A 19,881-nucleotide genomic window follows, 5' to 3' on the forward strand; every position below is an offset into this window, starting at 1 on the left:
TTCAGCAGGGCTGCGTCTTGACCTCCCGCGCCTCGGGAATCTCCCGACGAAGCTCGCCCGCAAGGTCTGTCCGATCCACCCCCGGCGCAGGCCGCACCCGCACCGCGGCGGGCAGGTGCTCCGGCCGAACCTTTCTCAGCAGCTCCACGTCATCCCGGAACAGAACCTTGAACCGCTCGTAGCTCTCCTGCCGGGTCTCCGCCGTGACCTCGCGAATCCTGCTGTCCGCACGCAACTTCTCGGCGATCAGCAGCATGGACTGATCGGAGTCGACGAAGACCATCACCTCGTCAGGGCACTCGACGGTGCGCGGCGGCTGGCCGGGGGTCTCGGGCGGCAATAAGACCCGGGGAGCGGTCGTCACCGCCGCGGTCTTGTCGGGCTCGTGGGTCATGATGAGCGCGACGACCACGGCCGTCGTCACCACGGTGACTGCGACGACGATCAGCAATGGCCACTCCCGCCGGGCAGGGCGCATACGGCGCATTCTGCTCTACTGCGCCAGGTACCCGCCATCCACCGGAAGCACCGCGCCCGTGATGAACGAGGCCTCGTCGCCCGCCAGGAACAGGATCGCGGCGGCGACCTCCGAGGGCTCGCCGATGCGCTGCATCGGGTGCAGTCGCTCGATGGCCGCCAGGTACTCCGACCCGCCCGGCTCATCGGGAAGCCTGCGCACCCGGTCGGTTCGGATCGTTCCCGGCGCCACCGCGTTGACGCGGATGCCGCGGTCCGCCCATTCGATGGCCAGGTGCTTGGTCAGACCGGAGGCCACGAACTTCGCGGGCCCGTACACGGCCTGCCGACGCTGACCAGCCTCCCCGGAAATCGACGACACGCACACGATCGACCCGCCACCGCCTGCCACCATCTCCTTGATCGCGTACTTGCAGGTGAGGAACATGCCGCGGCCATCGACGGCCATCACGCGGTCCCAGTCCTCCGCCTCGGCCTCCAACACGTCCATCAGCGGAATCACGCCCGCATTGGCCACCAGCACATCCAGCCCGCCGTGCAACTCGACCGCGGTGCTGATCATCCGCTGCGCGTCCTGCGGATCACTCACATCGCCGACCACGGTGGTCACTCCCTCGGGGAGCGTGCCAAGGCCCTCCTCGTCCACATCGGTCGCCACCACGCTCGCGCCCTCGCGGGCGAACAACTCCGCCGTGGCGCGGCCGATCCCTTTGGCAGCACCCGTGATCACACAGACCCTGTCCGCCAACCGTCCGCGGTCCATCTTCGCCTCCTCGCCTAGTCCCGCCGCATGATCCCGCGCGTCCGCTCGGTGATCCACCCCGTAAGCGGCCCAGCGCCGGGTCCTGATGCGACGAACCCCGGCGCCCCCACCACCGTCTCGTCCCCACCCACCGGGGTGAACACCCCGCCCGCCGCACGCACCAACACCGCGCCCGCCGCCACATCCCAGGCCTTGATGCCCAGGTTGCAGGCGATATCCGCCCGCCCGGCCGCCACCCACGCCAACGCCAGCGCGGTCGAGTACAGCCGCCGCACATCCGCCCGCGCCAGCAACTCGCCCAGAAACTCCATCTCGCCGTGACGGTCACTGTCCGGCAACGGAATATCAGTCAACACAATCGGCCGCGGACTGCCGCCCGGCACCAGGCGCAGCCCACCCGACCGCACCCGCATTGGCACCTCGCGCCCGGCGGTGAACACCTCATCCCGAAACGGGTCCAGCACACAGCCCGCGACAAGCTCCCCACCGACCGCCGCCGCCACCGAAATGCAGGCGATCGGCAGGCCCCGCACGAAGTTGCGCGTCCCGTCGATCGGGTCCACATACCAGGTGACGCCCTGCCCGGGGGCCGCCACAAGCTCCTCACCCACCACCGCCGACCCGGGCACCGCCTGCCGCAACGCGTCCCGCAGATACCGCTCGACCCGCACATCCGCGCTGCTGACCTGGTCGAACCGCCCCTTCGCCGCCACAGCCACCGGCTCACGCAGCAGCCCCGCCGCCTCCCGACAACACCGCTCCGCCACCTCAACCAGCTCTTCGGAAGTGATCACCCCACCAGCTTGTCAGTGGGTGAGCTCAGCGAAGATCGCTGGGCTTTGAGGTTATCGCGTGTGTTTTTCAGGTCCGTGAATCGCGCGGCGGAACAGGGTTTCCATTGCGGCGGGGGTCGGTAGCGGGTCGCTGAGGGCGGCTTGGACGAGGAGGCCGCAGAAGAGGGCGGAGAGTAGGCGGCCGGTCAGGGGGTCGGTGCGGGTAGAGAAGATGTCGGTGAGGGCCTCGTCCCACGCGGCGCCCGCGGGGCGCAGGGCTGGGCGGTGCAGGGCGGCGACGTACAGCTCGTAGCCGACTCGGGTCTTCTCGTGCTGGTCCGTGACCGAGGTGAGGGTCAGGTCGGTCATCGCGCGGGCGAAGTCGGCGTCCTCGGCGAGGGTCCGTTCCCACTCGCGGAGTTGGCGGATGTTCTCCTCGGCGGCTTCCTGCAGGGCCACGGCGAGCAGGTCGTCGAGGGTGGCGAAGTGGTAGGTGGTCGAACCGAGGGGGACCTCTGCCTCGGCGGCCACTTTGCGGTGGGTGAGGCCCTCGACGCCGTGGCGGGCGACCACGGCGATGGCGGCCCGGGCGATGCGGTCGCGCCGCTCCGGGTCGTTGGGGCCGCGCAGCCGTCTGCCCGCGATCTTCGCCATGGCGACAGTGTTCCTTTGCCTGGTGTTGGCCGTCCATCCCCGGTCTGTTCCGCATCGTGCACAAGTGTGGACATTTGTACACGAATGCGGGTAAATCTTCGCATCCCCCTGCTGAGGAGTTGAGACATGAAGCGAAGTGGGCTGGTGGCGCTGGTGATGGCGCTGGCCGCGAGCCTGGTGCTGCCCGCGTCGTCGGGCGCGGCCACCACCTTCAAGGTGATGAGCCTGAACGCTTGGCATGGCGGCAGTCAGGTGCCGGACGGGATCAACAAGATCGTCCGGGCGATCCAGGACTCGGGCGCCGATGTGGTCGGGCTCCAAGAGGTCCGCAACGGCGAGGCCAAGACCATCGCCCAGAAGCTGGGTTGGAACTACACCGAGAGCGGCTACGACATCGACGTGATCAGCCGGTTCGCGATCACCAGTGTGGACAAGGGGTCCTGGGCCAGTGGGGCGCAGGCCATCGCGGCGAAGATCCAGGGTGTCTGGATGTACTCGGTGCACCTGGACTACCGCAAGTACGGGCCGTACAACGCCTGTTTCGACTGGGACAGCTACCCGGTGATCTACGCCGATGAGGAGACCCGCAAGAAGCAGGCGGAGGACATCGTGCGGTGGGCGGGCTCCAGCGCGGCGATCATCACCGGTGACCTGAACACGCCGTCGCAGCTGGACTGGACCGAGAAGACCAAGAGCGTGCATTGCCAGTCCGTGGTGCAGTGGCCTGCCACCAAGGTGTTCTGGGACGGCGGGTACTGGGACTCCTACCGCGAGGTGAACCCCAGCGAGGTCAACAGCCCCGGCAACACCTGGTCGCCGGTCTACAAATGGAACGACGACTACAACAAGGCCGAGCCGCAGGACCGGATCGACTTCATCATGTACAAGGGCTCCACCCTGGACGCCACCGCGTCAACCACCTTCGGGCAGGGCCGGTCGGACTGGCCGTCGGACCACCTCGCGGTGTTGACCACGTTCACGATGTGAGGTACTCCTGCGCCGAGTCGACCAGCCAGTCGGCGAGGTAGCAGGCGAAGGAGCCGCGGACCAGCAGGCGGTACACCGGGTCGTCGGCGGTCTGCCAGAGGATGACGTGTGCGCGGGCCAGATTGGTCTGCGCACACCGTCCACTGTGGAACGCTCTGGGGTGCAGGTCGAGGGTGCAGCCCTTCTCCAGCACCTCCCTGGCGTGCGGGCCGCGCAACTCGATGACGGTGCGGTTCGCCGAGACGTCCACCGCGCCGTCCAGTGCGACGGCACCCTGGTCGCCCACGACCAGCCATTCGTCGGGGCCCAGCCACAGCACCGAGCAGGCGCCGTCCGTCACCGCCGTGCCGGGGCCGGGCAGGTCGGTGCCGGTGCGGATGACGACCATGGGCAGGAACGGGATCTCGGTGATGCCGGGCGCCAGCGGATGGTCGGCCAAGGGGCTGCGGCGCAGCGAGTCAACCGTCACGGCGGGCTCCTTCGGGGTCGTAGAACACCGGCTCGGTGATCCGCGCGGCGATCGTGCGGTCGGTCAGCGGCGCCAGCACCGTCTCGCCGATGCGCTCGCGGCCGCTCTCGATGAGCGCCAAGGCAAACGTGCGCTTCAGCACCGCGCTGCGGTAGCTGGAGGTGACGTGACCGAGCATCGGGACGCGCGGCGCCGCCTCGGCGACCAGTTGCGCGCCCTCGGGCAGCAGTTCGTCGGGGTCCAGCGGCAGCAGGCCGACCAGGTGCCTGCGGTCGGAGCGCGCGGTGTCGGGACGGCGCAGGGAGCGTTTGCCGACGAACTCCTTGCGCTGGGACACGATCCACGACATGCCGAGGTCGTGCGGGGTGACTGTGCCGTCGGTGTCCTGCCCGACGATCGGGAAGCCCTTCTCGGCCCGCAGCACGTGCATGGTCTCCGTGCCGTACGGGGTGATGCCGGGATCGAGCGCCAGCAGGGCCTCCCAGGTGGCCAGGCCGTACCAACCGGCGACGTTGACCTCGTAGGCGAGTTCCCCGGAGAAGGAGATCCGCGCGATCCGCGCCGGGATGCCGTTGTGCAGCACGGTGTCGCGGAAAGTCATGAACGGAAACGCCTCGACAGTGACGTCGAGGTCCGGGGCCAACTCGGCGATGACCCGCCGTGAGCCGGGGCCCACGACGGCGATGGTGCTCCACCGCTCCGTGACGGAGGTGAACCGCACGTCCAGGTCAGGCCACTCGGTCTGCGCCCACTCCTCGAACCAGTCCAGCACGTGCGCCGCGCCGCCGGTCGTGGTCGTGACGTGGAAGCGGTCCGGCGCCAGCCGCAGCGTGACGCCGTCGTCGAACACCATCCCGTCGGCCTTGCACAGGAGCCCGTAGCGGCAGGAGCCGACTGGCAGCTTCTTGAACGCGTTGGTGTACATGCGGTTGAGGAACTCGCCCGCGTCGGCGCCGACGACCTCGATTTTGCCCAGGGTGGACGCGTCCTGGATGCCGACACCGGTCCTGGCGGCGCGGCATCCCCGCAGGACCGCCGCCTCCATGTCCTCGTCGGCACGAGGGTAGTAGCGGGGCCGCTTCCACTGGCCGACGTCCTCGAACACCGCGCCCGCCGCGACGTGCCACGGGTGGATGGGGGTGACCCGGATCGGGTCGAGCATCGTGCCCTGGTCGCGGCCCGCCATCAACGCGAACGACACCGGCACGTACGGCGGTCGGAACGTGGTGGGGCCCAGTTCGCCGGGGGAGGCCAGGCCCAGGGTTTCGGCGATCACGCCCAGTGCGAGCACGTTGGAGGTGCGGCCTTGGTCGGCGCCGGTGCCGATGGTGGTGTAGCGCTTGACATGCTCGGGCGAGCGCATGCCCGCCCCGATGGCGCGTCGCACGTCGGCGACGGTGGCGTCGCGCTGGAGGTCGACGAACTGGGTGTGCGGATCGCCGGGCACCAGCCACACCGGGCGCTGCGGCGACTCCCGCCGACCCGGCAGCACGAACCGGGTGGCCTGGGCCGCCCGGTCGGGCACGAACGCGGCGCGGGTGTCGTCCCAGCGCAGGGTGCCGCGGGACTGGCTGAACAGGTGCACCGCCGGGTTCCAGCCGCCCGACACGGCCAGCAGGTCGCAGGGGATCGTGCGGTCCGGTGTGGACACCGCGGTGATCCGGTCGGTGCCCTCGGTGCCGACCACGACACCCGAGAGCACCGCGATACCCAGCATGGCGGCCTGTTCGGCCAGGTCCGCGGGCGGCTCGGGGCGGGTATCGATGATCGCGGCGACGGAGGCTCCGACGCGGGCCAGGTCGAACGCGGCGGCGTAGGCGCTGTCGTTGGTGGTGTAGACGACCGCGTCGCGGCCGGGCAGTACGGCGTAGCGGTTGACGTAGGTGCGCACCGCGCCCGCCAGCATGATGCCGGGGCGGTCGTTGTCGGCGAACACCATCGGCCGCTCATGCGCCCCGGTGGCCAGCACGACCTGTCGGGCCCGGACGTGCCACAGGCGCGTGCGCTGCGCGATCACCACATAGTTGCTGTCGTAATAGCCGAACGCGCTGGCGCGGTTGAGGATGCGCACCTCCGGCCGCGATGACACCACGTCCACCGCCTCGGGCAGCCAGTCGCCGGGGGAGGGCTCGGCCAGCAGGCCGCCGCCGAGTTCGGGCTGGTCATCCATCAGCATCACCCGCGAACCGTCCTCCGAGGCCGCCAGCGCGGCGCGCAGACCGTCGGGGCCACCGCCGATCACCAGCACGTCGGTGTGTACGTGCATCTTGTCGTAGCGCCCCACATCGGTGCTGGTCAGACGGCCGATGGCGCCCTGGGTGGCGGCGCTCAGCCCGTCGGTGAGCTCGACCGTGGTCGCTGGCAACGAGGGTTCGCCGTCCACCCGCACCAACGCGCAGGGCTCCTCCACGCCTGCGGAGAAGATGCCGCGGGGCCGCCTGCGGTACAGCGAGGGCGCCACCCGCAGCAGGCCGTTGGCGATCATCGCCGAGGCCAGCGTGTCGCCGCGGTAGCCGGTGTAGTCGGTGCCGTCGAGCCGGAAGCGCAGCGGCGCGGACCGGTCGATGCGGCCCCCGGAAGGCAGTCTCATGACGCCCCCTCGGTCAGGAACTCGCTGGTGACGGTGTCGCGCACGGTGTTGAACCAGCGGCGGCAGCCCGCGGTGTGCACCCAGCGCTCGGCGAAGCGGCCCTTGGGGTTGTCGCGGAAGAACAGGTACCGCGCCCACTCCTCATCGGACAGCGCCTCCGGGTCGGCGGGGTAGGGCACGTGGGCCTGGCCGCCGTAGCGGAACTCGGTTTCCTCGCGCGCACCGCACCAGGGGCAGGTGATCAACAGCATCGAAGTGCCTCCCTTTCAGTGGGCGACGGCAGCGGCGCCGTGTTCGTCGATGAGCGCGCCGGTGGTGAAGCGCTCCAGGCCGAACGGTGTGGCCAGCGGATGGGTTTCACCGGTGGCGATGGTGTGCGCGAATACCCAGCCGACGGCGGGGGTGGCCTTGAAACCGCCGGTTCCCCAGCCGCAGTTGAGGAACAGGTTCTCCAGCGGCGCGGGGCCGATGATGGGAGAGGCGTCGGGCGTGACGTCCACGATGCCGCCCCAGGTGCGCAGCACATGGGCCTGCGCGAAGATCGGGAACAGCTCCAGCGAGGCGGCCATCTGGTTCTCGATGACGTGCGCCGAACCGCGCTGCCCGTAGGAGTTGTAGGCGTCGATGCCCGCGCCCATCACCAACTCGCCCTTATGCGCCTGGCTGACATAGGCGTGCACATGGTTGGCCATCACCACGGTGGGGTGCACCGGTTCCAGCAGGTCGGACACCAGCGCCTGCAGCGGGTGGCTTTGCAGCGGCAGCCGCAGCCCGACCGTGTCGGCCAGCACGCTGGAATGGCCCGCCGCGGCCAGCGCGACCCGGCCCGCGCGGATGGGGCCGCGGTCGGTCTGCACCCCGACCACGCGGTCGCCGTCGCGGAGGAAGCCGGTCACCTCGCAGTGCTGGATCAGGTCGACGCCGCGGGCGTCGGCGGCGCGGGCGAACGCCCACGCCACGTGGTCGTGCTTGGCGATGCCCGCCCTGGGCTGCCAGGTGCCGCCGAGCACCGGGTACCGGACGTCGGTCGAGGTGTTGACGATCGGGCAGACCTTCAGCACCTCGTCGGGCGTCAGCCACTCGGCGTCGATCCCGTTGAGGCGGTTGGCGTTGACCCTGCGGTTGCCCTCGCGAACGTCCTGGAGGGTGTGCGCCAGGTTGAGCACCCCGCGCTGGCTGAACAGGAAGTCGTAGTCCAACTCCGCGGGCAGCACCTCCCACAGCTTGAGGGCGTGCTCGTAGATCGCGGCGCTCTCGTCCCACAGGTAGTTGGAGCGGATGATCGCGGTGTTGCGGGCCATGTTCCCGCCCGCCAGCCACCCTTTCTCCAGCACCGCGATGTCGGTGATGCCGTGGTTGCGGGCCAGGTAGTAGGCGGTGGCCAGGCCGTGGCCGCCCGCGCCGACGATCACCACGTCGTAGGAGGCCCGCGGCTCGGGGAGGTCGCGCCACAGCCAATCCGGGTGTTCGGGCAGCTTCATCGCCTACCCCCGCAGTCGTGTCATCGTCGGGTCGAACAGGGGCTCTGCCGCGACCGTCGCGGCCAGGCGCCGGTCGAAATATCCGATGTGGACGCCGGTGCCGGGTGTGGCCAGCCGGGCGGGGAGCCAGGCGTAGGCGATGCCGGTGCCGACCGTGTAGCCGTAGGCGGCGCTGGTCACGTAGCCGACGCAGGCCCCGTCGTGGAACACCGGTTCGCGGCCCAGCGCCGCGGCGTTCGGGTCGTCCAGGGTCAGGCAGGTCAGCCTGCGCTCGACGCGCTCCTGCCGGTCGAGCACGGCGGTGCGGCCGAGGAAATGGCTTTTGGCGTGCTTCACCGCGAAGCCGACCCCCGCCTCGTAGGGGTCGTGCTCATACGTCATGTCGGTGCCGAAGGACCGGTAGCCCTTCTCCAGGCGCAGGCTGTTGAACGCGCCGCGACCCGCGGCGATCACGCCGTGCTCCTGCCCGGCCTCCCACAGCGTGTCCCACAGCTTCAGGCCCAGGTCCGCCGTGGTGTAGAGCTCCCAGCCGAGTTCGCCCACATAGGACAGTCTCAGGGCGGTCACCGGTACGTGCCCGATGTGACCGCGGGCCCCGCGGAAGTACTTCAGCCGGGTGAGATCCATCCGGGTGAGGGGCTGCACGAGGTCGCGGGCGCGGGGTCCCCAGACGCCGAGGCAGCAGGTGCCCGCCGTGATGTCGCGGACCTGCACCGAGCCGTCCTCGGGCAGGTGCCTGCGCAGCCAGTCCAGGTCCAGGTTCCCGTTGGCGCCCATTTGGAACTCCTCGCGCGCCACCCGCGCCACCGTCACATCGCCGCGGATGCCGCCGTCGTGGTCGAGCAGCAGGCAGTAGGCCACCGAACCGACGCTCTTGTCCACATCGCCGGTGGTCATGGTCTGCAGGAACGCGGCGGCGCCGGGACCGGACACCTCCAGCCGCTTCAGGGCGCTCATGTCGTACAGCGCCACCCGCTCACGGGTCACCTGCGCCTCGGCCGCCACGATCGGCGACCAGTAGCGGGCCGCCCACTCGTCAGGTGTGGGGATCTCGCGGCCCGCCACCAACCCCGCGTTGGACTCGTACCAGTGCGGGCGCTCCCAGCCGCCTGCCTCCAGGAAGAACGCGCCCAGTTCCCGCTGACGCGGGTAGAAGGGGCTGGTGCGCAGTGGGCGCGGGTGCTCCATGGGTTGCAGCGGGTGCTTGATGTCGTAGACCTCGACGAAGTTCTGGCAGTCCCTGGCGAGCACGTAGTCGGGCGCGAGCTGATGCGGCTCGAAGCGGTTCGCATCGCATTCGTGCAGGTCGAACGAGGAGCAGTAGCCGTCGAACAGCCACTCCGCCATGGCGCGGCCGACGCCGGCGGAATGGGTGACCCACACGGCCTCGGCCACCCAGAAGCCTTGCACCTCGGGGGACTGGCCGAGCAGCGGGAAGTCGTCGGGGGTGAAGGAGAACAGGCCGTTGATGCCCTCCTCGATCTTGGCCTCGCGGGTGGCGGGCAGCAGCCGTCGGGTCAGGTGCCAGGCCTCGGCGAAGTCCTCCTCGGTGAACGGCTGCACCGAGGGCATCACCTCGGCGGCGTCGACGCCGAGGATGTCGGCCGCGTCCACGGGCATCGGGCGGTGGCCGTAGAAGCCGATGCCGAGGGTGTCGAAGCGCTCCCGGTAGTACAGGTCCCCGTCCTGGTGCCGCAGGATCGGGTGAACCGCCTCCTGGCTCGTCGGCGGCGCGACTCGACCGGTCCAGGCGAGTTGGTGGGCCAGCGGGGTGAGCGGCAACGTCATGCCGATCATGCCCGCGACCTTGGGGCCCCAGATGCCGGCGCAGCACACCACGATGTCGGCGGGCAGTTCGCCGCGGTCGGTGACCACCGCGGTGACGCGGCCGTTGCCGGTGCGGATGTCGGTGACCTCGGTGCGGTCCAGTACCCGCACGCCGCGGTCCCGTGCGCGTCGAAGCTGCGCGGTGACCGCGAGGACCGCTTTGGCCAGCCCGTCGCTCGGGACGTGCAGACCGCCCAGCACACCGTCGCGGTCCAGCAGGGGGAACAGCCGGTGGCACTCGGCGGGGTCGATCACGCGGGCGTCGACTCCCCAGGCGGTGATCCAGCCGTGCCTGCGGTGCAGTTCGGCCTGCCGCTCCGGGGTGGTCGCCACCTCCAGCCCGCCCACCTGGAGGAAGCACGGGTCGCCGTCGACGTCGAGCGAGCACAGCTTCTCGACGGTGTAGCGCGCCATCTCGGCCATGGTCTTGGACGGGTTGGTCTGGAACACCAGCCCCGGCGCGTGCGAGGACGAGCCGCCGGGGGCGGGCAGCGGTCCCTGGTCCACCACGGTGAGGTCCGTCCAGCCCAGCGCGGAAAGCTCGTCGGCCAGTGCTGCCCCGACGACCCCCGCCCCGACGATCACGACCCGCGGTCCGGCCATCGCCATCCTCCAATGGTGCACTATTCGCAACACCACTCATCTGACGCAACAAGCGTGGCTGTCGCTCTGTCCGGTGTCAAGCGGCTGACAGGTCACAAACGAACTCGGCGACCGCACGAGGATTCGCGCGGCCGCCGAGGCAGGGACAGCAGGGTTTATGGGAGCCAGGCTTTGACCTTCTCGGCATTGGCGTCGACCCACTTCTTGGCCGCGGCCTCGGGGGAGAGCTTGTCCACGGCGATCGACCGCGCGACCGCGTTCTGGTCCTCGTTGGTCCAGCGGAACTTCTGCACCAGGTGGAACGCGGGCCCGCCCGCGTCGGCGAACTTCTTGCTGACGATCTTGTCCAGGTCGTACTCGGGGTAGTCGCAGGCGATCTTCGCGGGATCGGAGTCACAGCCGGGGGTGTAGGGCGGCAGTTTCACCCGGACCAGGTCGATTTCCACGAACAGCCACTGCGGGGAGTAGAAGTAGCCGATCACCGGCTTGCGCTGCTCCTGGGCTTGGCGGAAGGCCTGGATCAACGCGGTCTCGCTGCCGCCGTAGACCACCTTGTAGTTCAAACCGAGGTTCTTGACCAGCGCCTCGTCGTTGGTGACGAAGGACGGGTCACCGTCGAGCAGTTGGCCCTTGTCGCCGGATTCGGAGGTGCGGAACATCGCCGCATAGGAGTTCAGCTTGGTCCAGTCCGTGATGTCGGGGTGGGCCTGCGCCAGCCACGGCGGGACGTACCAGCCGATCTCGCCCTTCACGCCCGTCGACCCCGCGGAGACGGCGGTCTTCTGGTCGTCGATGTACTTCTTCTTGAGGTCGTCGTGGCCCCAGTTCTCCACCACGGCGTCCACCTCGCCGGTGCCGAAGCCCTGCCAGGCGACCTCTTCCTTGAGATCCTTCTTCGTCACCTTGCAGCCCAACTTGGTCTCCGCGATATGCGCGAGCACCGCGGCGTTGGCCTCGTAGCCGGTCCAGGGGTTCACGGCGAGGTTGAACTCCCCGCACTGCCCCGCGGCGCCGCCACCGGTGTCGCCGACTTTCGCGCCGGAGCAGCCTGCCAGTGCCAGTGCGGTCGCCAGGGCGACGCCCGTGCGCAGCCACCTGATCATCGGACCTCCATTTCCCGTTGTGCCGCCGACTGCGTGATGCGGTCCAGCATTACGCCGAGCAGCACGATCGCCAGGCCCGCGGCCAGGCCCTTTCCGTAAAGCTGTCCCTGGGAGAACCCGGCGACCACGTGGTAGCCCAGCGCCCCGGCGCCGACCAGGCCACCCACCACGACCATGGACAGCACGTAGATCAGCCCCTGGTTGGTGGCCAGCGTCAGCGCCCGCCGCGCCATCGGAAGCTGCACCTTGGTGATCGTCTGCCACGGGCTGGACCCGGCGGCGGTCGCCGCTTCAACGGTGGTCGGCGAGACCGCCCGCACCCCGTCGGCGACAATCTTGATCGCCACCGGGGCCGCGTACACGATGGCGGCCACGATCGCGGTGAACCGGCTGGCGTCGAACAACGCCAGGAACGGCACCAGGTAGACGAAGGCGGGCATGGTCTGACCGGCGTCCAGCACGGGCCGGACAAGGCGGTCCGCCCGGCTGCTGCGGCCCATCCACACGCCGACCGCGACGCCGAGCACCATCACCAGCGCGGTCGCCACCAGCGTCGCGGCCAGAGTGGCCATGCTGTCCGACCACAGCCCGGTGCCGACCAGCAGCGCCAGGCACGCGGCGGAGACGATCGCGGCGCGGACCGAGCCGAGGACGGCGGAGACCGCAACGATCACCGCGGCGACCAGCCACCACGGCGACTCGGTGAGCAACGCTTGCAGCGGGTCGATCAACACCGCGGTGACGGCGTCCTTCAGGCCGGTGGTGAGGGGGGAGAGGTTGCTCTGCACCCAGTCGGTGACCTGCGTGGTGACCTGCGCGATCACCGGGCCGACGGAGAAGTCGGCCGGGAACTCAGCGGCCCAGACGTAGGTGTGCGAGAACCACACCGCCACCCCGACCGGCGCCGCGGCCGCAGGCAGCACCCAACGGTTGTCCGGACGGCGTTGCTCGGCGCGGTTGCTCGCGGCGGTGGTGACGCGGTCCAGCACGATCGCCAGCACCACGATCGCGAGGCCCGCATTGAACGCCGTGCCCACATCCAGCGTTTGCAGTGCCTTGATCACGGTCTTGCCCAGGCCTGGTGCGTCGATCAGGGCGGCGATGGTGACCATGGCGAGTGCGGCCATGATCGTCTGGTTGGCGCCCAGCACGATCGTGCGCTTGGCCGCGGGCAGGATCACCTTCACCAGCGTCTGCCTGCCGGTGGCGCCCAGCGACTCGCTGGCCTCCACGGTTTCCCTCGGCACCGAGCGGATGCCGTGGGCGGTGAGCCGGATCGCGGGCGGCGCGGCGTAGATCAGCGTCGCGATGGTGGCCGAGGCCGGTCCGATCAGGAAGAACAGCGTGAGCGGCGCGAGGTAGACGAAGGTGGGCATCGTCTGCATGAAGTCCAGCAGCGGGGTGACCAGTCGGTTGAACCGGTCGGACAGCCCGGCCCAGATGCCCAGCGGGATGCCGATCAGCAGCGCGATCACCACGGCCGCGGTGGTGAGGGCGAGGGTGTCCATGCTTTCCACCCACAGGCCCTGGAGTCCGAGGAAGGCGAAGCCCGCGACGGCGAGCAGCGCGGCGCGCAGGTTCGCGACCGCGTAGGAGATGTAGCCGACCAGCGCCAGCACGCCCAGCCAGCCGATGAGCGGCAGAGGGCGGCCGAAGGACGGTTCGGAGATCAGCGCCTGGATGAGGGTGACGAACTCGTCGATGACGAGCCGGATCTCGTTGAAGAAGTAGAGGAAGAGCGGATTGCTGTTGCGGCCGGCGCCGATCGCGTCGTTGAGGTCGTTCAGGGCGTGGTGCAGCGCGGTGAGTTCGGCGGCGCCGAGCGGCAGCGTGTTGATCCCGCGCAGCAGCGGCCACAGCAGCAGCCACGCCGCCACGATGAGGGCCACCACCGCGCCGCGGGTGGGGCGGGCCACCACGCGGGAGAGCGCGGGGGCGCTGGTCATGAGGCGCCACCGGCGACGATGGCGAGGATCTCCTCGTCGCTGACGATGCCCAGCAGTTGCCCCTCCTGCACGACCTTCACCGGCCGGTCGGCGGCGAGTACCGCCCGGATCGCCTCCCGCACCACGACTTCCGGCCCCAGTTCGGGCCCGTCCAGCAGATCGTCGGGCCGCACGGGGCGCATGATCCACTTCAGCGTGAGCACATGCGAGCGGGGCACATCGCGGACGAAGTCACGTACGTAGTCGTCCGCGGGCGCCCCGACCAACTCGGCCCCGGTGCCCAACTGCACCGGCTGCCCGTCGCGCATGATCAGGATGCGGTCCCCGAGCTTGAGCGCCTCGGACAGGTCGTGGGTGATGAAGACCATCGTCTTGCCCACCTCGTGGTGCAGCCGGATCACCTCGGCCTGCATCTCTCGCCTGATCAGGGGATCAAGTGCGGAGAACGGTTCGTCGAAAAACAAGACATCGGGGTCACCCGCCAGCGCCCGCGCCAGACCCACCCGCTGCTGCATCCCGCCGGACAGCTGATCCGGATAGGACTGCTCGTTGCCCGCCAGCCCCACCAGGTCGATGACCTCCCCGGCCCGCCGGTTCCGTTCGGCCCGGCCAACACCGCGGATCTCCAGCCCATAGGCGACGTTGTCGATCACCCTGCGGTGCGGCAGCAGCCCGAAATGCTGGAACACCATGGAGAACTTGGCGCGGCGCAACTCCCGCAACCGCCGTTGATTGACCCGCAGGATGTCTTCGCCGTCGAACAGCACCTCACCCGCGGTCGGTTCGATCAGCCTCGTCAGACAGCGCACCAGCGTGGACTTGCCGGAGCCGGACAGCCCCATCACCACGAACACTTCCCCCGGCGCCACCTCGAAGCTGATGTCCCGGACCGCTGTGACGGACCCGAAGACCTTCGACAGGCCGCGGACGGCAATGGCCGGGCAGGTATCGTCGCTGGTCAACGTCTCGACAACCGAACTCGGTGCGGCCACGGTCACCTCTTCAGGAGTGGTCTGGCGAACCGGTGAGCCAACCACGCATTGTTGCGTATTGCGCACTATGACTCTGTACGTGAAACAGGATTATTGAGCTTCAGGTCACAGTCAAGCCTGCGCGATGTTGCGTTCCGGTTACTCGTCACCGGGTTCACCGTGCCAGCCCAGGCGCGCGGAGACCTGCGCGGCCGCCGCCCGCACCTGCGCCGCCACCAGCGGAACACGGTCCCTGGGAATTCTGAACGATGGCCCCGAGGCGCTGATCGAGGCGGTCACCTTGCCGTCGGCGGATCGAATCGGCGCCGCGACCGCGGTCAGGCCGATCTCCAACTCGTCCACCGCGGTGGCGTGGCCGTCGCGCCTGACCTGCCCGATCTCGGCGCGCAGCAGATCCGGGCTGGTGATTGTCCGCTCGGTGAACCGCCGCAGGGGACGGGCGGTGAGTTCGCCAAGGCGCTCGTCGGACAGTCCCGCCAGCAGGACCTTGCCGTTGGAGGTGGCGTGCAGGGGGATGCGTTGGCCGACCCAGTTGTGCAGGTGCAGGGCCGCCGAGCCCGCCACCTGGTCGACATAGAGGGCCTCGTGGCCGGACAGGACGGTGACGTTCACCGTCTCGCCCACCACCTCGGCCAGCCGCTGCGCCACCGGGCTGGCCTGCTGCACCAGGTCCAGCTTCGCCGTGGTGGCCCCCGCCAACTGGAGCACACCGACACCGAGGCGGTACTTGCCCCGGTCGGTGCGCTGCTCCACCAGTGCGTGCTGCTCCAGCGTGGCCACCAGGCGAAACGCCGTGCTCTTGTGCACGTCCAGCTTCTTGGCGATCTCCGTGATGGCCAGTTCGCCGTGCTTGGCCAGCAGGGTCAGCACCGTCAGTGCTCGATCCACGGACTGAATCGAGCTACCGCCGGCCATGCTGTTGCTCATGGTGCAACAGTATGCACCTACTTGAACTGTGGGGTCTCAGGCCGAGGCGACGGCGCGGGTGCCCAGCATCAGCTTGGCCCGCGCGGCGATCTCCAGTTCGAAACGGGCCTGGGGGTCGTTGAGCTGGTCGCCGAACAGCTCAACCAGCTTGTGCATCCGGTACCGCACGGTCTGGGGGTGCACGTCGAGACTGGCCGCGATGTCGGCCACCCGGCCCCTGGTCGCCAGCCATTCCCGCAGCGTGACCAGCATCCGGTGCCGCTGGCGCTCGGTGACCTCGTCCAGCGGCGCCAACCGCTGCTCGATGAGCTGGTCGATCAGCGAGTGGTCGGTGAACAGCGTCAGAGTGGTGGCGTGCTCGGCGCAGTCGACCACCGCCTGGTCCGGGATCAGGCCGCGGCCCGCCAGGTCCAGCGCGCGGTTGGCCAGGCGGAGCGACGCCGGGGCCTCCGCCAGCGGGACGGACGGGCCGATCGCGATGTGCCAGCCCGGCAGCGTCTCGGCGAGGGTCTCCAGCGCCGGGTCACCGGCCGGGGCGACCAGGCAGGCCTGCGGGCCGCCAAGATCCATCAGGATCGCGCCGCCCAGGTGGGTCGCGGTGGGCTGCTTGCCGGGCATGGGACGCAGCGCGACCGCGGTGACGATATCGGGCACCTGCCAGTTCGCGGCCTGTGCGGCGCTGGTCAGGGTGCTGTCGCTGACCGAGGGCTCGGCCAGCAGCAGCCGCAGAAGCTGCTCGCGGCGGGACGCCAACGGACCGGTCGGCTCGGACGCGGCCAGCGCGTAGCCCTCGGCGGAGAGCTCTGAAAGCTTCGTGACGTGAGCGGAAATCGCCTCAGCACAACGTGAAAGAACATCAGGTGTCACGCGGTGGTGCCGTGCGTAGGCCGACAGGTGGCGCCAGGTGATCTGACCGCCAACCCGGTACGCGGCGCGCAGCGCGTCCATCGACCGGCCCTCGTGGAACTCGGAGCGGCCGAGGTCGCGGAACATCGGGGTGGAGTCCTCGCGCGGCGCGTTGGGAATCACGATCGAGTCGATACACCGCAGGATCGCCGCCTGCACCGCCGCGATCAGCACCTCCGCGAACGGTCCATCCAGCGGGGACGCGTACTCGGGCACCGACTGGCGGACACCGGTGATGATGTTGCGGGCAAGCTGCCCGGCATGGGGACGGAAACCCTGGGCCAGCGCCCTGGGCAGCGGACCGGTCGCGCTCATCGCCTGGACGCCTTGCCCGGCGACCATCGGAATCGTGCTCGTCATGGCTCGTCTCCCGGGGTTTCCGACTGAGGCGACCAACGTTGGCCACCTTGTAACAGCACCGAAACCTTGCCCCAAATGCCGTATCCGGCCATCGTGAGAACTACGTACGTGGCCTACGTATTTGGGGGAATGATTGTTGCGAGGCCGGAGCGTTATGTCAGCCGATCCAAGGCGATGACGTCCGGGGGTCCATGATGAGCGGGTCCATCCTGGAGGTCGTCCTGAGCGAACCACCCGACGTCGAAGATCCGGCGGGTTACCTCGCGCCGCCCGCTTATCTGCCGGGCACGGCCGAGTCCGAACTCGGCCGTGCGCAGCGGCAGCAGTTGCTGCGCATGTACAGCACCGCCGAGTACTCCGTCGCGGAACTCGCCGAGTTGTTCTCGGTCGACGTCGCGACCATCAATCACCTCGTGCGCAGCGGCTGAGGTCGGTCTCCGCCTGCGGTTTACCCAGCGGTGTCGCGTAGGTGACCCACAGGACCGCGTCCCCGGTGCCTTCGTTGCGGCCTTCGTGGATGTACCCGCGGCCCTCCACCAGGCTCTCGCCCGCCCGGAATACCCGTGACCCGCCGGGGAATATCGGTGCGTACACCGTCAGCGTGCCGCGTTCCAGCACCGCGATCAGCTGTCCGTGGTGGCAGTGGAGCCCGGTCGACGATCCGGGCGGGAAGACCAGCTTGCGCAGGTCGACCTGGACCGGTCCATCGACCTTGACCTTCACCTTCTCGTCCTGCACACCGGTGGCAAGCTGCGTGACCACCGGCTTGGTGCCCTCCTGGGCCGACGCGGTGATCACCGTCGCAGACAGACCCAGCGCCAACAACAGCATCCCGATCCGGACGCGCATGCCTTCCCCCAGCGTGTAGCGATCAGCGAACCTGAACCACGACCTTGCCCAGCGCGGCCCGTTCTTCCAGTGACGCGATGGCCTCCGACGCGCGGTCGAAGGGATACACCACGGGGTCCGGCGCGGCGATCGCGCCCGAGGCCAGCAGCGGTTCCACCTGCGACCACTGCTCCGCCAGGTAACCGGGCCGGGTCAGCCACCAGGCGCCCCAACCCACCCCGCGCACATCGACGTTGTTCAGCAGCAGGCGATTGACCTTCACGGTCGGGATCTCGCCGCCGGTGAAGCCCAGCACCAGCACCCGCCCACCTGGCGCCAACGACCGCAGGCTGTCGGTGAAGCGGTCGCCGCCGACCGGGTCCACCACGATGTCCACCCCGCGCCCCTCGGTCAGGTCCTTGACCTCGGCCAGCCAGTTGCGGGTGAGCACCACATCGGAGGCGCCCGCCTTCCGCGCCACCTCGGCCTTCTCCTCCGTGCTGACCACCGCGATCGTGCGCCCGGCACCGAGCGGACCGGCCAGCCGCAGGGTCGAGGTGCCGATGCCGCCCGCCGCGCCGTGTACGAGCACCGTCTCGCCCTGCTGCAACTGTCCACGTTGGACCAGCGCGAAATGCACGGTGAGGTCGTTGAACAGCAGGCCCGCGCCCGCGGTGAACGACACGCTGTCGGGAAGGGCGAACACCATCTGCGGCGCCAGGGCCGCCACCTCGGCGATGCCGCCGCCAAACCCGGTCAGGCCGAGCACGCGGTCGCCCGCGGAGAACCCGGAGGACTCCGGCGCGCTGCGCACCACCCCGGCCAACTCGCTGCCCACCGTGAAGGGAAGCTCCGGCTTGTACTGGTAGAGGCCTCGGGACAGCAGCGCGTCGGGGAACGCGACACCCGCCGCGTGCACCTCGACGATCACCGCGTCCGCACCCTCGGGCTCCGGGACCTCGGCGATCTCCACGGCCGCCGGGCCGTCCAGCCTGGTGATCTGTACCGCGCGCATCCGCCTGCCTCTCACACCGGGGACCTCAACTTAACCAGTGAGTAGCAACCGTGCCCAGGGGAGGCGAAAATCGCCGACGCTGCAGGCCCCGATGTGGCACATTCGGTTTCGTGGACGAGGTGTACCGCGCGAGGGTGACCGCGCTCGAGGAGACCTGGCAGGTCTGGGCCGAGTTGGGGGAGGGCCTGACCGAGAAGCAGTGGCGGACGCCGACCCGCTGCGAGGGCTGGGACGTGTCGGCGGTCTTCGCGCACGCCTCGGGCTTCCCGCTGTTCATGTCCGGGGACTGGCCGCGGGAGGACGCGCCGGGCACCCCGGTGACCGCGGTGGACGTCCTCCGCGGCTTCAACGCCCCCGGCGGTGCCGCGCACACCGAGGCCGACACGATCGCGGAGCAGATGACCGCGGCGGCGGCCGAAACCGACCGCCCCGAACTCGTCGCCCGCTTCCGGGTGCAGGGCGCCCGCGCGCTGGAGCAGTTCCGCCGCACCCGCGCGGATCTGGTCTTCCCGTGGCCGATGTCCGGCAAGGTGATCACTCTCGTCGAGGCCCTGCGGATCGTGCTGATGGAGAGCGTCGTGCACCTGCTCGACGCGCAACGCGCACTCGGGCTCGCGCCCGAGGTGCCGACGGCGGCGCTCACCGACACCGTCTTGCTGCTCGCCGAGATCGCGCCCGCGGTGGAGTTGATCGAGGCCGCCACCGGCCGAGGGGCGTCTCCGCTGCCGGTGCTGCGCTAGTTCGGCACCAGGCCCTCGGCCATCAGGCCCGCCAGCACCGCGTCGCTGAGCGCCGTCACCGCCGACAGTGGGCGCACCATCACGGTGAACTCCTTGATCAGTCCCTGCTCGTTGAGCCGCAGCAGGTCGATCCCGTGGATCTCCTTGCCGTTCACGGTCGCCCGGAACACCAGGATGTGCGCGTCCGACCCCTCGACGGCGCCGCCCAGTTCGCCGACGTAGCGGAAATCCTCGAACACCCGCCGCAGCAGCACGTCGAAGACGCCGAGCACCATCGGCAGGCCTTCGAACGGGGTGAACTTCACCGGGCTGAAGAACCGGACATCCGGCGTGAACAGCGGCTCCAGCGCGGCCTGGTCACGCTGCTCGACGGCGGTCCGGAAGTGGTCGACGGTGCTCATGACGCTCTCCTTAGTCAACGATGCGACTAGTCATGAAAT

20 protein-coding genes are annotated in these 19,881 nt (G+C 69.6%); 3 read left to right on the forward strand and 17 right to left on the reverse strand.

Translation table 11 applies throughout. The features are described from left to right. Position 1 precedes the first annotated feature (1 nt). Genes ACU6XJ_RS22280 through ACU6XJ_RS22295 form a run of 4 tightly spaced genes read right to left on the reverse strand, consistent with a single transcriptional unit; the run spans position 2 to position 2,667 of the window. Entirely contained in the window at positions 2–478 is a 477-nt protein-coding gene (locus ACU6XJ_RS22280) for a permease-like cell division protein FtsX (RefSeq protein ID WP_476315050.1), read from the reverse strand. A gap of 15 nt (positions 479–493) precedes the next feature. Next, positions 494–1,240: an SDR family NAD(P)-dependent oxidoreductase gene (locus ACU6XJ_RS22285; RefSeq protein WP_476315053.1), complete on the reverse strand. Its 747-nt coding sequence runs from the start codon at positions 1,238–1,240 to the stop codon at positions 494–496. A gap of 14 nt (positions 1,241–1,254) precedes the next feature. Continuing rightward, positions 1,255–2,034 (reverse strand): inositol monophosphatase family protein, encoded by a 780-nt coding sequence (locus tag ACU6XJ_RS22290; protein ID WP_476315056.1) that lies wholly within the window; start codon positions 2,032–2,034, stop codon positions 1,255–1,257. A gap of 51 nt (positions 2,035–2,085) precedes the next feature. Next, the gene (locus tag ACU6XJ_RS22295) at positions 2,086–2,667 is read right to left on the reverse strand and encodes a TetR/AcrR family transcriptional regulator (RefSeq protein WP_476315059.1); all 582 of its coding nucleotides are present in this window, start codon (positions 2,665–2,667) and stop codon (positions 2,086–2,088) included. A gap of 126 nt (positions 2,668–2,793) precedes the next feature. Here ACU6XJ_RS22295 and ACU6XJ_RS22300 point away from each other — a divergent pair, with 126 nt between their 5' ends. Next, positions 2,794–3,654 carry an endonuclease/exonuclease/phosphatase family protein gene (locus ACU6XJ_RS22300; protein WP_476315062.1) on the forward strand — a complete coding sequence of 287 codons (861 nt, stop codon included), beginning with the start codon at positions 2,794–2,796 and terminating at the stop codon, positions 3,652–3,654. Here ACU6XJ_RS22300 and ACU6XJ_RS22305 read toward each other — a convergent pair. From ACU6XJ_RS22305 to ACU6XJ_RS22350, 10 genes are all read right to left on the reverse strand, one after another. After that, positions 3,644–4,123: a sarcosine oxidase subunit gamma gene (locus ACU6XJ_RS22305; RefSeq protein ID WP_476315065.1), complete on the reverse strand. Its 480-nt coding sequence runs from the start codon at positions 4,121–4,123 to the stop codon at positions 3,644–3,646. The two genes, ACU6XJ_RS22300 and ACU6XJ_RS22305, sit on opposite strands and share 11 nt — an antisense overlap. After that, on the reverse strand, positions 4,113–6,713 hold the full coding sequence (locus tag ACU6XJ_RS22310; protein ID WP_476315068.1) for a 2Fe-2S iron-sulfur cluster-binding protein: 2,601 nt from the start codon (positions 6,711–6,713) through the stop codon (positions 4,113–4,115). The genes ACU6XJ_RS22305 and ACU6XJ_RS22310 overlap by 11 nt, the downstream gene beginning before the upstream one ends. Next, positions 6,710–6,964, reverse strand: a complete 255-nt coding sequence (locus ACU6XJ_RS22315) for a sarcosine oxidase subunit delta (protein WP_476315071.1) — start codon at positions 6,962–6,964, stop codon at positions 6,710–6,712. The genes ACU6XJ_RS22310 and ACU6XJ_RS22315 overlap by 4 nt, the downstream gene beginning before the upstream one ends. A gap of 15 nt (positions 6,965–6,979) precedes the next feature. Further along, complete coding sequence (locus ACU6XJ_RS22320) at positions 6,980–8,194, reverse strand: sarcosine oxidase subunit beta family protein (RefSeq protein WP_476315074.1); 1,215 nt, start codon at positions 8,192–8,194, stop codon at positions 6,980–6,982. A gap of 3 nt (positions 8,195–8,197) precedes the next feature. After that, the gene (locus tag ACU6XJ_RS22325; RefSeq protein WP_476318579.1) at positions 8,198–10,624 is read right to left on the reverse strand and encodes a GcvT family protein; all 2,427 of its coding nucleotides are present in this window, start codon (positions 10,622–10,624) and stop codon (positions 8,198–8,200) included. Between the two features lie 155 nt (positions 10,625–10,779). Continuing rightward, positions 10,780–11,727 (reverse strand): ABC transporter substrate-binding protein, encoded by a 948-nt coding sequence (locus ACU6XJ_RS22330; RefSeq protein WP_476315077.1) that lies wholly within the window; start codon positions 11,725–11,727, stop codon positions 10,780–10,782. Continuing rightward, positions 11,724–13,673 carry an ABC transporter permease gene (locus tag ACU6XJ_RS22335; RefSeq protein ID WP_476315080.1) on the reverse strand — a complete coding sequence of 650 codons (1,950 nt, stop codon included), beginning with the start codon at positions 13,671–13,673 and terminating at the stop codon, positions 11,724–11,726. The genes ACU6XJ_RS22330 and ACU6XJ_RS22335 overlap by 4 nt, the downstream gene beginning before the upstream one ends. Further along, on the reverse strand, positions 13,670–14,665 hold the full coding sequence (locus ACU6XJ_RS22340) for a quaternary amine ABC transporter ATP-binding protein (protein WP_476315083.1): 996 nt from the start codon (positions 14,663–14,665) through the stop codon (positions 13,670–13,672). The genes ACU6XJ_RS22335 and ACU6XJ_RS22340 overlap by 4 nt, the downstream gene beginning before the upstream one ends. 138 nt (positions 14,666–14,803) lie before the next feature. After that, positions 14,804–15,592, reverse strand: coding sequence for an IclR family transcriptional regulator (locus ACU6XJ_RS22345; RefSeq protein WP_476315086.1), 789 nt, complete (start codon positions 15,590–15,592; stop codon positions 14,804–14,806). A 36-nt stretch (positions 15,593–15,628) separates the two neighbouring features. Beyond that, the gene (locus ACU6XJ_RS22350; protein ID WP_476315089.1) at positions 15,629–16,858 is read right to left on the reverse strand and encodes a PucR-like N-terminal domain-containing protein; all 1,230 of its coding nucleotides are present in this window, start codon (positions 16,856–16,858) and stop codon (positions 15,629–15,631) included. 194 nt (positions 16,859–17,052) lie between these two features. On the opposite strand from ACU6XJ_RS22350, the gene ACU6XJ_RS22355 reads away from it, so the two are divergent. After that, positions 17,053–17,286, forward strand: a complete 234-nt coding sequence (locus ACU6XJ_RS22355; RefSeq protein WP_476315092.1) for a hypothetical protein — start codon at positions 17,053–17,055, stop codon at positions 17,284–17,286. Here the strand turns inward: ACU6XJ_RS22355 and ACU6XJ_RS22360 are convergent. Then, entirely contained in the window at positions 17,261–17,707 is a 447-nt protein-coding gene (locus ACU6XJ_RS22360) for a cupin domain-containing protein (protein ID WP_476315095.1), read from the reverse strand. The genes ACU6XJ_RS22355 and ACU6XJ_RS22360 overlap by 26 nt on opposite strands. A 22-nt stretch (positions 17,708–17,729) precedes the next feature. After that, a complete protein-coding gene (locus tag ACU6XJ_RS22365; protein WP_476315098.1) occupies positions 17,730–18,701 on the reverse strand; it encodes an NADPH:quinone oxidoreductase family protein in 972 nt (323 codons plus the stop codon). A 110-nt stretch (positions 18,702–18,811) separates the two neighbouring features. Between ACU6XJ_RS22365 and ACU6XJ_RS22370 the strand changes: the two genes are divergently transcribed. Continuing rightward, a complete protein-coding gene (locus ACU6XJ_RS22370; protein WP_476315101.1) occupies positions 18,812–19,441 on the forward strand; it encodes a maleylpyruvate isomerase family mycothiol-dependent enzyme in 630 nt (209 codons plus the stop codon). On the opposite strand, the gene ACU6XJ_RS22375 is transcribed toward ACU6XJ_RS22370, so the two are convergent. Next, positions 19,438–19,842, reverse strand: coding sequence for a nuclear transport factor 2 family protein (locus ACU6XJ_RS22375; RefSeq protein WP_476315104.1), 405 nt, complete (start codon positions 19,840–19,842; stop codon positions 19,438–19,440). The two genes, ACU6XJ_RS22370 and ACU6XJ_RS22375, sit on opposite strands and share 4 nt — an antisense overlap. Positions 19,843–19,881 lie beyond the last annotated feature (39 nt).

The organism is Actinorectispora metalli (genome assembly GCF_056323685.1).

Bases quoted from the DNA above. Each gene is read 5' to 3' on its own strand.
- ACU6XJ_RS22280 (WP_476315050.1), bottom strand. From the start codon at position 478: ATGCGCCCTGCCCGGCGGGAGTGGCCATTGCTGATCGTCGTCGCAGTC.
- ACU6XJ_RS22320 (WP_476315074.1), bottom strand. From the start codon at position 8,194: ATGAAGCTGCCCGAACACCCGGATTGGCTGTGGCGCGACCTCCCCGAG.
- ACU6XJ_RS22300 (WP_476315062.1), top strand. From the start codon at position 2,794: ATGAAGCGAAGTGGGCTGGTGGCGCTGGTGATGGCGCTGGCCGCGAGC.
- ACU6XJ_RS22375 (WP_476315104.1), bottom strand. From the start codon at position 19,842: ATGAGCACCGTCGACCACTTCCGGACCGCCGTCGAGCAGCGTGACCAG.
- ACU6XJ_RS22325 (WP_476318579.1), bottom strand. From the start codon at position 10,624: ATGGCCGGACCGCGGGTCGTGATCGTCGGGGCGGGGGTCGTCGGGGCA.
- ACU6XJ_RS22335 (WP_476315080.1), bottom strand. From the start codon at position 13,673: ATGACCAGCGCCCCCGCGCTCTCCCGCGTGGTGGCCCGCCCCACCCGC.
- ACU6XJ_RS22365 (WP_476315098.1), bottom strand. From the start codon at position 18,701: ATGCGCGCGGTACAGATCACCAGGCTGGACGGCCCGGCGGCCGTGGAG.
- ACU6XJ_RS22295 (WP_476315059.1), bottom strand. From the start codon at position 2,667: ATGGCGAAGATCGCGGGCAGACGGCTGCGCGGCCCCAACGACCCGGAG.
- ACU6XJ_RS22360 (WP_476315095.1), bottom strand. From the start codon at position 17,707: ATGCGCGTCCGGATCGGGATGCTGTTGTTGGCGCTGGGTCTGTCTGCG.
- ACU6XJ_RS22285 (WP_476315053.1), bottom strand. From the start codon at position 1,240: ATGGACCGCGGACGGTTGGCGGACAGGGTCTGTGTGATCACGGGTGCT.
- ACU6XJ_RS22350 (WP_476315089.1), bottom strand. From the start codon at position 16,858: ATGACGAGCACGATTCCGATGGTCGCCGGGCAAGGCGTCCAGGCGATG.
- ACU6XJ_RS22310 (WP_476315068.1), bottom strand. From the start codon at position 6,713: ATGAGACTGCCTTCCGGGGGCCGCATCGACCGGTCCGCGCCGCTGCGC.
- ACU6XJ_RS22345 (WP_476315086.1), bottom strand. From the start codon at position 15,592: ATGAGCAACAGCATGGCCGGCGGTAGCTCGATTCAGTCCGTGGATCGA.
- ACU6XJ_RS22330 (WP_476315077.1), bottom strand. From the start codon at position 11,727: ATGATCAGGTGGCTGCGCACGGGCGTCGCCCTGGCGACCGCACTGGCA.
- ACU6XJ_RS22315 (WP_476315071.1), bottom strand. From the start codon at position 6,964: ATGCTGTTGATCACCTGCCCCTGGTGCGGTGCGCGCGAGGAAACCGAG.
- ACU6XJ_RS22355 (WP_476315092.1), top strand. From the start codon at position 17,053: ATGAGCGGGTCCATCCTGGAGGTCGTCCTGAGCGAACCACCCGACGTC.